Genomic DNA, 12,823 nt, shown 5'->3' with positions numbered 1-12,823 from the left:
TCGGGTCGGGGCGGGTCGGCGGGTCGGGCGGGTCGGCGGCTCAGGCCGGGAGGCGGACGGGCATCAGGATCGAGAACGTCCCGGGGTGGCCGGGGGTGCGGATGGCGAGCGGGGCGACGGGGCCGCCGAGTTCGAGGACGAGCTGCCCGGGCGCGTCGGCCGGGAGGGCCTCCAGCAGGAAGTCGCGGTTGACCGCCACCCGGACGGCCTCGGGGGCGGGGTCGGCGTCGGGGGCGGCGACGGTCAGCCGGCCGTCGGCGTCGAGGGTGAGGACGGTGACCTCGCAGTCGGCGCCGTGCGGGCCGGACGGCAGGCTGCCGGTGGCGGCGGACCGGACGGCGTCGCGGAGTTCGGCCGCGGACAGGCCCACCCGGCGGACGGGGTCGAGCCGGACCAGCGCGCGGTAGTCGGGGTAGTCGTGATCGAGGGCCGCGCCCTCGACGCGGTGGCCGCCGGTCTCGACCCGGACGACCCCGGCGCCGAGGGTCAGCTCCGCCCGCTCGGCGCCCGAGCCGAGCAGTGCCCGGACGGCGTCGGCCAGGGCGGTCGGCACGATGGCGGCGACTGACGCGGTGGCGGCGACGGACGCGGTGGCGCCGGGACCGTCGGAGCCACCGGAGCCGTCGGAGCCGCCGGCCACCGGGTCGGCGGTCACGGGCAGTTCGGCGAGCGCCATCCGGTAGCGGTCGGTGGCGACCAGCCGCAGCAGGCCGCCGTCCAGGTCGAACAGCACACCCGACAGGACCGGCAGCTCGGGGTCGCTGCCGACGGCGAAGCGGACGGCGTCCAGGGCGTCGGCCAACTCCCGGGCGGGGACGGCGAAGCGGTGCTCGGTGGCGGTGGTGGTCACGGGGCTCTCCCTCTGGTCGATCAGCCTGCGGATCAGGGAGAGCTCGCGGCGGGCATCGGCGAGGCCGTCCTCCAGCCGGCGCAGGTGCGCGTCGACGACCCGGTGGGCGGTGCCGGTGCCGGGGGCCGCGCCGAGCACGGCGCGGATGTCGGCCAGCGGCAGGCCCACCCGCCGGAGCCGGGCCAGCAGCCGGGCGTCGGCGAGCTGCCCCGGCGCGTACCAGCGGTAGCCGGTCTGCGGATCGACCCAGGCGGGGGCGAGCACGTCGGCGCCGTCGTAGAAGCGCAGCGCGCTCACGCTCAGGCCGCTGTCGCGGGCCAGCTCACCGATGCTGCGCAGGTCGCTCTCCATACCGGGGACTCTGGGGGCTCGACCAGGTCGAGGGTCAAGGCGCGGGGGCGGGCCGCGCGGCCGGGCCCGCTCGGAAGCCGGGCGCCGGAGGTCCGACGATACCGATGCGGCGGTTCGCGGACGACCTCGGAAGCGCGGCACGACGAGGACAGAATCTGACCTACTCGGCCGATACCTTCGGTACTACCGAAGCGGGAACACCCCATCGACGAGAGGCCTGCCGACCGTGCCCACCCTGGTGAACGCCGAGACCGACGAGCGCAACGCCCTCCTCTCCTTCATCGCCGCCCAGCGCGGCGGCCTGCGCCGGGCCGTCCTCGGTCTGACCGAGGAGCAGGCGGCCGCGCGGCCGAGCGCCAGCGCGCTCTCGCTGGCCGAGCTGGTCAAGCACGCGGCGATCTGCGAGCGCGAATGGGTCGTCGGCATCCTGCTGGGCCGCCCGGAGGGCCGGCACGACCACCAGGAGAGCTCCTTCGCGCTGGCCGAGGGCGAGACCCTGGCGGGCTGGCTGAAGCAGTACGAGGAGGTCGCGGCGGAGACCGAGCGGATCATCGGGGAGCTGCCGGACCTGGAGGTCGACGCGCCGCTGCCGGAGGCTCCGTGGTTCCCGGCCGGCTCGCGGCGCACCGCACGCTGGGTGCTGCTGCACCTGATCGAGGAGGCGGCCCGGCACGCCGGGCACGCCGACATCATCCGCGAGTCGCTGGACGGGCGGACCGCGTTCGAGCTGGTCGACGAGGAGCTGACGCAGGCCGGCTGACGGGCCGCGCCCCGGCCACGACGGCACCCCCCCCCACCGCAACGGCGCCCCGCGACGGCCCCGGCCCGGACATTCCGGGCCGGGGCCGTCGCCTCATTGGTTGAACTTTGAACGAAGTGGGTCTATGGTGGAGCCATCAAGTTGAAGCCTAAACAAATGGCTTCGAACCCGAGGAGGAGCCATGGGCCTGTTCAACCGCACCAAGACCACCGCCGCGACCGCCGTCATCGACACTCCGGCAGGCCCCGACCTCGGCCACCTCACCGGCGACTGGACGATCGACACCACCCACAGCGAGATCGGCTTCTCGGTCCGTCATGCGATGGTCACCAACGTCAAGGGCCGCTTCACCGAGTACGACGGCAGGCTCCACCTGGACGGCACCACCCCGACCGAGTCCAGCGCCGAACTGGTGATCAAGGTCGCGAGCATCGACACCAACCAGGCCCAGCGCGACGAGCACCTCCGCACCGGCGACTTCTTCGCCGCCGAGACCTACCCCGAGATGCGCTTCCGCAGCACCTCCGCCGAGCAGGTGCGCGGCGACTCCTACCGGATGACCGGCGAGCTGACGATCAAGGACACCACCCGCCCGATCGTCCTGGACCTCGACTTCACCGGCAGTGCCACCGACGCCTACGGCGCGGTGCGGGTCGGCTTCGAGGGCTCGGCCGTCCTCGACCGCACCGACTGGGGCCTGACCTACAACGCCGCGCTGGAGACCGGCGGCGTGCTGATCGGCGAGAAGGTCAAGCTCAGCTTCGACATCTCCGCCGTGCAGGCGGCCTGACCCGGCCGACCCCGACCACGGGCCCTGCGCCCCCGCGGACCGCGGGCGCGCCCGCCGGCTCCCCCGGCCGACCGCGCGCCCGCACCCACCTCGCCCCTGCCGACCCCCGAGCGGCAGGGGCGAGGTGGTATCCGTCCACAACATCCGTCGTTCGCACGGTGATTCCTGCCGCGCACCCGGTTCGCACACGGATCTGACGGCCGCCCCCGCACCTCGCCGGGCGGCGGCTCATCGCACCGCCCGGGACTCCCTTCGACGCACCGCCCGGGACTCCCTTCGACGCGCCGCCCGGGTCGCCCGGACCGTCCGGACTCGCCCCAACCCGCCCTGCCCGCCCGGCCAACCCGCCCGGCGCATCGCTCAGGGCGCGAGCAGCGCGGCGTCCGGCGCCGGCAGCCAACTGTCCGCCGGTCGGCGCAACCACCCCTCGCGCGCACCGAGTTCGGCGGCCGCCGCCCGCAGCGCCGCGAGCCCGGGGTGGCGCAGGTCCGGGCGGTGCACCAGGCTCACCAGGCTGAGCGGCACCGGCTCGACCAGCGGCACGTTCACCGCCCCCGGGATCAGCGGGCCGCCGACGGTGGTCAGCATCGGGTCGCCGTGCCGGGTGAGGTAGCGGCCGGTCTCGTCCACCCCGACCGGTGGGACGTACGGCGCGGCCGGGGTCAGCCCGTGCTCACGCAGCAGCCGGACCCCGAGATCGGCCCACTCGGTGGTGGCGGGGTTGCCGGCGCACACGTCGACCGGGTGGCCGGCCAGGTCGGCCAGCCGCAGCACCGGCCGGTCCGCGAGCGGGTGCGCAACCGTCATCATCACCGATATCCGGTCCAACCGGACCGGCACCTGGGCGAGTTGGGCCCGCACGCCGGCCGGGAGACCGGCGAAGCGGCCGAACGAGACGTCCAGCCGGTGGGCGAGCAGCTCGGCCGCGGCCGCCGCGAGACCCCCGTGGAAGCGGGCCAGGAGTTCGCCCTCCGGCCAGGCGGCACGGGCCCGTTCGAGCACCCGGTCGCCGGTGAGGTCCGGTCCGGTGACGTCGCTGTTGAGGTCGAGCAGCAGCGGGCGGTGGGCGGCGCCGGTGAGGATCTCGTCGTGCAGGGCCAGCAACCGGCGGGCCTGGGGCAGCAGTCCGAGCCCGGCCGGGGTGAGTTCGACGCTGCGCGTGGTCCGGGTGAACAGCGCGTCGCCGAGCAGTCGCTCCAGCGCGCGCACGTCCCGGCTGAGCGCCTGCTGGGCCACGTGCAGGCGCTCGGCGGCACGGCCGAAGTGCAGCGTCTCGGCGGTCGCGACGAAGCCTCGGAGGAGGCGGGGGTGCAGGTCACGGGACATGGCGGCAGGCTAGCAACGAGGTCGGGGCCGGTCCGATTGACAGCGTTCTGTTGTCAGTGCGGCGCAACAGGTGTTGGACCGCGGCCGACCGGCGGATCGAGACTGAGGGCCTTCCCCCCCTCTCTCTCCTCGGAGTCCCATGCTCGCCTCGTACCGACGGCTGTTCGGCCGGCCCGGCGCCACCGCCTTCACCCTCGCCGGGCTGCTCGGCCGGGTCTCGATGTCGATGACCGGTGTCTCGCTGGTGGTGCTGCTCGCCGAACGGCGCGGCTCGTACGCACTGGCGGGCACCGTCGCGGCGGCCGGGCTCGCCGCGGGAGCGGTCGGCATGCCACTCATCGGACGCCTCGTCGACCGGTACGGGCAGGCGCGGGTGACCGTGCCCGCGGCCCTGTACAACGCCCTGCCGTTCACCGGTCTGCTGCTCTGCGTCCGGTTCGAGGCGCCCGACTGGACGCTGTACGCCTGCTGGGCGGCCTGCGCGGCCGCACCCAACCTGGGCGGCATGGCGCGGGCCCGCTGGGCGCACCTCTACCGGGACGACCCGGAGGCCCGGCACCTGGCCAACTCCTTCGAGCAGTCGCTGGACGAGCTCTGCTTCATGGCCGGGCCCGTGCTCGGCATGCTGCTCTGCACCACGGTGGCCCCGGAAGCCGGGATGCTCGGCGCCGGGGTGCTCGGCACCGGCGGCGCCCTGCTCTTCGCGGCCCAGCGGCGCACCGAGCCGCCGCTCGCGGAGCGGTCGGCGGGCGAGCGGCACGGATCACCGCTGCGGGTGCCCGGGCTGCGGGTGCTGGTGCTGACCTTCCTCGCCACCGGGGTGCTATTCGGCTCGCTGGAGCTGACCACCGTCGCGTACGCCGACGCGCTCGGCCGGCGGCCGGTGGCCGGCGGGCTGCTAGCGCTGGTGGCAGGCGGGTCCTGCGTGGCCGGGCTGGTGTTCGGGATGCTCCGGCCGCGCCGCGCGCCGGGTGTCCGCTTCCTGCGGGGCGTCACGGCGATGGCCGGGCTGCTGCTCCTGCCGCTGGCCGCCGGACTGGGCGGGGCCGGGCTCGCGCTGCTCGGGGTGGCGCTGTTCGTCGCCGGGACGGGGACCGCTCCGACCATGGTCACCGGCATGACGCTGGTCCAGGAGCTGCTGCCGCCACGGCAGTTGAACGAGGGGATGGCGGTCGCGGTGTCCGGGATCGTGATCGGGATCTCGACCGGGTCCTCGCTGGCCGGCGTGGTCGCCGAGCACGCCGGCCCCGCGGCCGGTTACTGGCTGCCGGCCGGTGCCGCCGCGCTCGCCCTGCTGATCGCCGTGGCCGGCCGGCGGCACCTGGGCGCGGGGGCGGCGGCGGAACCCCCTGCGGGAACGGTCGCGCGGACGGCGTCGGGGACGGCCGTGGAAGCCGCCTCGGGAACGGTCGTGGAGACCGTTTCGGGAACGGTCACCGGAAGGACGGCCACCACGGCCCCGGAAACTCCCGCGCGGACTGTCAGTGGGGCGCACTAGCGTTCGACGCATGACGACGGAGACGGCCGTTCCGGCCCTTCGGTACCTCCGTGGTGACGCCACGGCGCCCCAGGGCCGGGGAGTGAAGGTGATCGCACACGTCTGCAACGACCTCGGCGGGTGGGGGAAGGGGTTCGTGCTGGCGCTGTCGCGCAGGTGGCCGGAGCCGGAGCGGGCGTTCCGCCGCTGGCACCGGGAGCGGGCGGGGAACGACTTCGGCCTGGGCGCGGTGCAGTTGGTCCAGGTCGAGCCGTACCTCTGGGTGGCGAACATGGTCGGGCAGCGCGGCATCCGGACGGCCGGTTCGACCGGGCCGCCGCCGGTGCGGTACGAGGCGATCGACACCGCGCTGGCCTCGCTCGGCGGGCACGCGGCCGGGCTGGGCGCGTCCGTCCACATGCCGAGGATCGGATGCGGACTGGCCGGCGGCCGGTGGGAGCCGGTGGAACCGCTGGTGACTTCCCGCCTGGTGGACCGGGGGGTGGCGGTGACGGTCTACGACCGCGACTGACCGGCGGTGACCTCCCCCGCCCGGCGCTCCTCGGCCGGCCAGGTGTACTCGCGCTCGGGCAGTCGGAAGCCGCCGGGGAAGACTCCCTCGCCGGCCGCCGTGAGCCGGCCGCCGGCGCGCTCGTAGAACGCGATCGCCCGGGTGTTGGCGCTCAGCACCTCCAGGTAGAGGTCGGCGTCGGGGTGGTGGGCGGCGACGTGGGCGAGTGCGGCGTCCAGCAGTTCGCGGCCGATGCCGCCCCCGGTGAGGCCCGGACGGACGTGCAGGTTGTCGAGCAGCACCCGGCCGTCGGGCTGGGGGACGAGGTAGGCGAACCCGACGACGGTGCCCGCCCGTTCGGCGACCAGCAGCTCGGGGGTGACCTCCGGCGCGCCGTAGTCCACGGTCAGCCGCAGGGCCCAGATCTCGTGCCGCTGGGCGGCCAGCCCGTCGCCGAGGGCCTGCGCGGGGACGATGCCGGCGTAGGCGGTCCGCCAGCTGTCGGCGTGCAGCCCGGCCACGGCCTCGGCGTCCCCCGCGATGCCCCGCCGGATAGTAGTGATCATGTGACGAGCTTGCCACACCTCCGGAGTTGAACATGTTCAACCCCGACCGCTAGAGTCGCCCCGTGCTTTTGAACGCGTTCGAAAGGCATCAGGGCGGCGCGGCGGCACCGGACGCGGAGGGGACGTCCGGTGCCGTCCGCACCGGCACCGGACGGGACCGGCCGATCGGGCTAGGCTCGGGCGCGTGGACGACGTGGCAGCGACGAACGGTACGAACGGGACCAGCGGCAGCAGCGGGACGGACAGCGCCGACGGCGCCGGACCGAACCCCGCGGCGCCGCCGGCCGAGGCACGCGGCAGCCGCGCCCAGCCCAAGACCGACAAGAGCGAGCAGACCCGGGCCCTGATCCTGGAAACGGCCATGCGGCTGTTCCAGGAACGCGGTTACGAGAAGACGACCATGCGGGCGATCGCCACCGAGGCGGGCGTCTCGGTCGGCAACGCGTACTACTACTTCTCGGCGAAGGAATTCCTGATCCAGGGGTTCTACGACCGGATGACGTACGACCACGCGGCGGACGCCAGGAACCGCATGGCCCACACGCGGGAGTTCTCGGAGCGGCTGGAGATCGCGCTCGTCTCGTGGCTCGACACGGCCGCCCCGTACCACGAGTTCGCGGCACAGTTCTTCCGCACCGCCGCCGACCCGACCAGCTCGCTGAGCCCGTTCTCCAACGAGTCCCACCCGGCCCGGGCCACCGCCGTGGCGCTGTTCCGCGAAGTGCTGGAGGGCTCCGACCTGGCCCCCAAGCTGGACACCGAGCTGGTGGAACTGCTGCCCGACGTCCTGTGGCTGCACCTGATGGTCGTGGTCCTGTACTGGGTCTTCGACCGGACCGAGGACACCGAGCGGACCCGGGAGTTCGTCCGGCGCTCGACGCCCATGGCCGCGCGCGTCATCAACCTCTCGCGCTACCGGGTGTTCCGCCCGATCGTCCGCGACGCCAAGGGCCTGATCCAGGACTTCATCCTGCCCACCATCGGCAAGACGGCGGTCAAGTAACCCCGGCGGGCCCGCCACGGGCCCGGGGATCGGCCCGGTCCGCGCGAGGCGGGCCGGCCGGTCCGGTCCGGTCCCCATCCGATCCGGTCCGACGGATCAGAAGCCGTCGATGTTCCAGGCCAGCAGCGGCGTGCGGAGCAACAGGTCGGCGTCGGCCACGGCGCCCCGGCGCAGCTCGGTGACCAGGCCGGCCGCGGCCAGCCGGGGCACGGTCTCGCCGCTCAGGTAGATCGATCCCAGCACCGAGGCGTCCAGTGCCAGATCGGCCTCGTCCGTGGTCCGGGTGCAGCGGCCGGTGCCGTCCGCGGCGGCCTCGATCGCCCAGCGCCCGGCCGCGTGGCCCTCACGGTCCTCGACCTCCAGCACCAGCCGGCCCGGCACGCCGTACGTCCGGGCGTTGAAGGCCGCCTCGACGTCCAGCACCCGCAGCCACATGAAGTCCGCGTTGTCCGCGTACGGGGTCGCCGCGCGCGGGTCGTTCAGCAGGAGCGGCAGCGGGTCGTCCGGGCCGATGTTCTCCACCACGACCTTGCGCACCCAGTCGACCGAGAGGACGAGCCGCCACAGCTCGGCGGCGGCGCCCCGGTCGAGGGCGATGAGGTCGAGCACGGTGAGGGTGCAGTCGGGGTAGGAGCCGTCCCAGTTGTCGTCGACCTTGTAGACGGCCAGGCCGGTGACGGTGCCCTCGGCGTCCCGGTGGACGGCCGCGAAGGGCTCCTTCCAGTCGAAGCCCGGCACCTCGATCTCGCCGGTGTAGCGCTGCCACATCACCTCGTCGCGGGCGATCGCGCCGGGCTGGGTGAGCCGCCAGCGGTCGTGCAGTTCCGGGCCGAGCTTTCGGAGCTCCGCCATGGTGGCGAAGTCGATCCGGCCGCCGGGCACGGTGGGCAGGCCGGCCCGCAGGCCGCCCGCGCGGTGCAGGTCGATGTTCCAGCCGTGGCCGCGGGTGGCCGGGCCGAAGCCGAAGCGGCCGTAGATGTTGTACTCGGCGGCGATCAGGACGGCGACCGCCGCACCGCGCTCACGGGCGGCCGCGAGGTCCCGGGTCATCATGCCGCGGAGCAGGCCGCGCCGGCGGTGGGTGGCGGTCACGGTGACGGCGGTCAGCGCGTTCGCCGTGACGACCGCGCCACCGGGGACGGTCAGCTCGGTGTCGAAGCTGCGGAAGGTGGCGACGAACCTGCCCTGGTCCACGGCCGTGAGCATCCGGCCCGGCTCCCACTGCCGGCGCCGGTAGTCGGCCGCGCTGCCGACGTGGGAGCGCAGGAAGCCGACGGCGAGCGCCCGGTCCCACGCCTCGATCTCGTCCTCGGCGATCGCCCGGATCTCGATCCCGCCGGTGGTGTCGGTCTGCTCCGTCGGTCGGCCGCTGCCCGGATCACGGGTCGTGCCGCGTGCTTCGTTGCCCATTCGCCCACCGTACGGCGGGATTTCGGCAGCGGCATCCGATTTATTCCCCGTGCGACGGGGGCCTCGGAGGGCGGGTGGCCGGCATCGGGAGGGCGGGTGGCCGGGCTCGGGGAGCGGGTGGCCAGGCTGCTGCTCGGGGGCCGGACGTCCCTGTGGAACCACGCCGCCCGCGGCACGGCCGTGGCGGCTGCCGGTGGAAGCGGGGCCGGCGGGATCCGCCGCGCACCGGGCACCGGGCACCGGGCACCGGGTCAGCAGGTGGCGGCCCCGACCTCCCGCGCGGCGGCGAGGTAGGCGAGAACCAGCGGCCGTTCGTCGTCGCGGCGGGCGGCCACCGCCAGTCGGGACGGCGAGACGCCCCGGACCGGCACGGCGACCACCCCGTCCCGGACGACCAGCGGGGCGTTGCCGGTGGCCAGCAGCGCCACCCCCTGGCCGCCGGCGACCGCCTCGTGGGTCTCCTCGGCGCTGGCCACCACCCCGCCGATCCGCGGCCGGCGGCCGTCCCGGGCGTCCAGGGCGAGCCAGTGGTCCCGCAGCGGGCCGGCCTCCGGGGGGAGGGCGAGGAAGGGCTCGTCCAGCAGGTCGGCGAAGTCCACCGTTCCCCCGGGGTCGGACGTGGCCCGCGCCACCAGCGGGTGTCCGTCCGGGAGCGCGACCAGCCGGGGCTCGCGGGCCACCACCGCGTACCGGTAGCGGTCGTCGTCCGGCAGCGGCAGCCAGACGAAGGCGACGTCGCTCGATCCGTCCGCCAACCCGGCACTCGGATCAGCCCAGTTGACCTGGCGCAGGACGGGCCTCGCGTCCGGATGCCGGGAGACGAGGCGGGTCCGCAGGGCGGGCAGCAGCCCGCGGCCCGGGCTGGTGGACATGCCGATCACCAGGGTGCACCGCTCGGCGGTCCTCGCCTCCTCCACCGCCGCCTCCGCGGCCTGCCAGGCGGCCAGCACCGCGCGGGCGTGCGGTAACAGGGCCTCCCCCACCGCGGTCAACCGCACTGTCCTCCGGTCCCGTTCGAACAGGACCGCGCCCAGTTGCTTCTCCAGCATCCGGATCTGCTTGCTCAGGGCGGGTTGGGAGACGAACAGCCGCTCGGCGGCCCGGGTGAAGCTCAATTCCTCGGCGACCGAGGCGAAGTAGGCGAGGTCGCGCCCGTGGACGTTCATAACTCATGGCTATCACAACCGGACTTGGACGCCGCCCCGGTACCTGGCGAAGGATGGGACCTGTCGACGGGGCGGCCCCGCACGGCAGTTGACGAGGGAGACGAAGATGAGCGAGAACGCCAAGGTCTGGCTGGTCACCGGCGCGAGCAGCGGATTCGGGCGGGCCGTCACGGAGGCCGCGCTCGCCGCCGGCGACACGGTGATCGGCACGGCCCGGCGGACCGAGGCGCTGGACGACCTGGTCGCCGCGCACCCGGACCGCGTGGAGGCGATCAGCCTGGACGTCACCGACGGCGAGCGGATCGACGCGGTGGCCGCCGACGTCCTGGCCCGCTACGGCAGGGTGGACGTGCTGGTGAACAACGCCGGCCGGACCCAGGTCGGGGCGTTCGAGGAGACCACCGACCGGGAGCTGCGCGACCTGTTCGAGCTGCACGTGTTCGGCCCGGCGCGGCTGACCCGGGCGCTGCTGCCGCAGATGCGGGAGCGGGGCAGCGGGTCGGTCGTGAACATCAGCAGCTTCGGCGGGCAGCTGTCCTTCGCGGGGTTCTCCGCGTACAGCGCGACCAAGGCGGCGCTGGAGCAGCTGTCGGAGGGCTTGGCCGACGAGGTGGCGCCGTTCGGCATCAAGGTGCTGATCGTGGAGCCCGGCTCGTTCCGCACCAACCTGTTCGGCAAGGGCGCGGCGTACTTCTCCGAGGAGAACCCCGCGTACGCGGAGAAGGTCGGCGCGACCCGGCAGCTGGTGCAGGGCGGCGACGGCGGCCAGCCCGGCGACCCGGCGAAGGCCGCGGCGGCGATCCTGCTGGCCCTGGACTCCGGGAGGACCCCGCTCCGCCTCGCCCTCGGCGGCGACGCCGTCGACTTCCTGACCGCGCACCTGGACTCCGTGCGGGCCGAGCTCACCGAGTGGGAGGAGGTCTCCCGGGGGACGGACTTCGACACGGAGTGACGCGACCGGCCGGGGTGACGACCGGCCGGAGCGGCGGCTCGGGGACGGCGGCTCAAGGGCGGCGGCTCAGGGGCGGGCGTAGAAGTCGGGGGTGCCCATGATCCAGAGGCTGGCCTGCTTGATCCGCGTGCCCGGGCGGGGGGCTTCGATCATCTGGTCGTTGCCGATGTAGAGGCCGACGTGGTGGATGTCGGCAGCGCGGCCGCTGGAGCTCCAGAAGACCAGGTCGCCCGGGCGGAGCTGACGGTAGGTGATCGGCGTGGACTGCGCGTACTGGTCGGCGGCGAAGTGGTTGAGCGGTTTGCCGCCCTGGCGCCAGGCCATCATGGTCAGCCCCGAGCAGTCGTAGCCGGCCGGGCCCTCGCCGCCCCACACGTAGGGCAGGCCGATCCTGGACCGGGCGAAGGCCACCGCGGCGGCCGCGCCCTCGGCGGACCAGGACCGGGCGGGCGGCGGCGCGAGGGGCCCGGCGGCGGGGGCCTTCGCAGCCGCCGCGGCCTTCTCGGCGGCTGCCTTGTCGGCGGCGCTCCGCTCCGCCGCGGCCCGCTCGGCGGCGGCCCGTTCCGCCGCCGCCCGCTCGGCCGCCGCCTGCTCCGCCGCCGCCCGCTCGGCCGCCGCCTGCTCCGCCGCCGCCCGCTCGGCCGCCGCCCGCTCCGCCGCCGCCCGCTCGGCCGCCGCCCGCTCGGCCGCCTCGCGTTCGGCCGCGGCCTTCTCGGCGGCCGCACGGGCCGCGGCCTCGGCCTCCCGGGCGGCGATCTCCTCCAGCGCCTCGCGCCGCTGCCGCTCCAGTTCGACGGTGGTGTGGCGGGCGGCGGCCAGGTCGGCGAGCAGCTGCTCCCGGCGCCGACCGACCGCGACGACCTGCTCCTGCTGGGCCGTCAGCCGCGCCTCGGCACGCTCCCGGGCCGCGCCGACCTCGGTGGCGGCCCGGGCGGCGGCCTCGGTCGCGGCCCGCGCGGCGGCGGACGCCCGGCTCGCGGCGGCGGCGGTCGAGACGGCGGTGTCCAGGATCTGCCGGGTGCGGTCGCTGGCGACGCCGACCACGGCCGCCCGGTCCCCGGCCTCGCGCGGTCCGCGGGCGCCGAGCAGGGCGTTGATGGCGGAGAGTTCGGCACTGGTGCCCTGCCGGTACGTTTCGGCGGCCAGCTGGGCGGCGCACTCGGCGGCCTCGGCCCGGTCGGCCTCGGCGGCCGCGGCCCGGTCACCGGCTGCGGACTCCTCGGCGCGGGCCCGGGTGAGGGCCAGCTGTGCGCCGTTGTAGGCCTCCACGGCCTGCTCGGCGGTCCGGCCGGCCTGGTCCAGTTCGGCCCTGGCCGCGGTGAGGCCGGCCTCGATGGCGGCGACCGAGCCGGCCCGGCGCTCGGCCTCGGCCCGGGACTCGTCGATCTCCTCGGCGGACGGGTAGGCCTCCTCCCCCGGGCCGGGGGCGGGCGCGGGGGCGGCCGCGCCCGGTTCGGCGGGAGCACCCGAGCCGGGTCCGGCGGGGGCCGGCCCCGGTTCGGTGGGGGCGGCGGTGGCGGCGGGGATCAGCCCGAGCACGGCGGAGAGGGCAATCAGGAGGGTCGGCAGGAGCCTGCGCGCCACGGGTCACCCCTTCGAACGGTCACGAGGGAGGGCCGGCCGGCCGCGCCCGACCTCGGCGACGCCGGTGCCGGTGCCGG

The 12,823-nt window shown here is 75.3% G+C and carries 12 protein-coding genes; 6 read left to right on the top strand and 6 right to left on the bottom strand.

The window, feature by feature from the left end:
• Positions 1–40: 40 nt before the first annotated feature.
• Positions 41–1,201: a DNA polymerase III subunit beta family protein gene (locus tag AC067J_RS04575; protein ID WP_478296502.1), complete on the bottom strand. Its 1,161-nt coding sequence runs from the start codon at positions 1,199–1,201 to the stop codon at positions 41–43.
• A 226-nt stretch (positions 1,202–1,427) separates the two neighbouring features.
• On the opposite strand from AC067J_RS04575, the gene AC067J_RS04570 reads away from it, so the two are divergent.
• The gene (locus tag AC067J_RS04570) at positions 1,428–1,961 is read left to right on the top strand and encodes a DinB family protein (protein ID WP_478296501.1); all 534 of its coding nucleotides are present in this window, start codon (positions 1,428–1,430) and stop codon (positions 1,959–1,961) included.
• Between the two features lie 181 nt (positions 1,962–2,142).
• Positions 2,143–2,751, top strand: a complete 609-nt coding sequence (locus tag AC067J_RS04565; RefSeq protein WP_478296500.1) for a YceI family protein — start codon at positions 2,143–2,145, stop codon at positions 2,749–2,751.
• A gap of 360 nt (positions 2,752–3,111) precedes the next feature.
• Here AC067J_RS04565 and AC067J_RS04560 read toward each other — a convergent pair whose 3' ends face one another.
• Positions 3,112–4,077, bottom strand: coding sequence for a LysR family transcriptional regulator (locus AC067J_RS04560; RefSeq protein WP_478296499.1), 966 nt, complete (start codon positions 4,075–4,077; stop codon positions 3,112–3,114).
• A gap of 139 nt (positions 4,078–4,216) precedes the next feature.
• Between AC067J_RS04560 and AC067J_RS04555 the strand changes: the two genes are divergently transcribed.
• Both AC067J_RS04555 and AC067J_RS04550 read left to right on the top strand, forming a co-directional pair.
• Positions 4,217–5,575 (top strand): MFS transporter, encoded by a 1,359-nt coding sequence (locus tag AC067J_RS04555; RefSeq protein WP_478296498.1) that lies wholly within the window; start codon positions 4,217–4,219, stop codon positions 5,573–5,575.
• 10 nt (positions 5,576–5,585) lie between these two features.
• On the top strand, positions 5,586–6,086 hold the full coding sequence (locus AC067J_RS04550; RefSeq protein ID WP_478296497.1) for a macro domain-containing protein: 501 nt from the start codon (positions 5,586–5,588) through the stop codon (positions 6,084–6,086).
• On the opposite strand, the gene AC067J_RS04545 is transcribed toward AC067J_RS04550, so the two are convergent.
• Positions 6,071–6,631 (bottom strand): N-acetyltransferase family protein, encoded by a 561-nt coding sequence (locus AC067J_RS04545; protein ID WP_478296496.1) that lies wholly within the window; start codon positions 6,629–6,631, stop codon positions 6,071–6,073. The genes AC067J_RS04550 and AC067J_RS04545 overlap by 16 nt on opposite strands.
• 184 nt (positions 6,632–6,815) lie before the next feature.
• Here AC067J_RS04545 and AC067J_RS04540 point away from each other — a divergent pair, with 184 nt between their 5' ends.
• Positions 6,816–7,634, top strand: a complete 819-nt coding sequence (locus tag AC067J_RS04540) for a TetR/AcrR family transcriptional regulator (RefSeq protein WP_478296495.1) — start codon at positions 6,816–6,818, stop codon at positions 7,632–7,634.
• Positions 7,635–7,730: 96 nt separating this feature from the next.
• On the opposite strand, the gene AC067J_RS04535 is transcribed toward AC067J_RS04540, so the two are convergent.
• Entirely contained in the window at positions 7,731–9,044 is a 1,314-nt protein-coding gene (locus AC067J_RS04535; protein WP_478296494.1) for a GNAT family N-acetyltransferase, read from the bottom strand.
• Positions 9,045–9,295: 251 nt separating this feature from the next.
• Positions 9,296–10,210: a LysR family transcriptional regulator gene (locus AC067J_RS04530; protein ID WP_478296493.1), complete on the bottom strand. Its 915-nt coding sequence runs from the start codon at positions 10,208–10,210 to the stop codon at positions 9,296–9,298.
• Positions 10,211–10,316: 106 nt separating this feature from the next.
• Between AC067J_RS04530 and AC067J_RS04525 the strand changes: the two genes are divergently transcribed.
• A complete protein-coding gene (locus AC067J_RS04525) occupies positions 10,317–11,162 on the top strand; it encodes an oxidoreductase (protein WP_478296492.1) in 846 nt (281 codons plus the stop codon).
• Positions 11,163–11,228: 66 nt separating this feature from the next.
• Here the strand turns inward: AC067J_RS04525 and AC067J_RS04520 are convergent, their stop codons facing one another.
• The gene (locus tag AC067J_RS04520; protein ID WP_478296491.1) at positions 11,229–12,746 is read right to left on the bottom strand and encodes a C40 family peptidase; all 1,518 of its coding nucleotides are present in this window, start codon (positions 12,744–12,746) and stop codon (positions 11,229–11,231) included.
• Positions 12,747–12,823: the final 77 nt, after the last annotated feature.

The sequence above is a fragment of the Kitasatospora sp. NPDC042419 genome (assembly GCF_056437345.1).
This window is presented reverse-complemented; position numbering and strand designations above follow the sequence as displayed.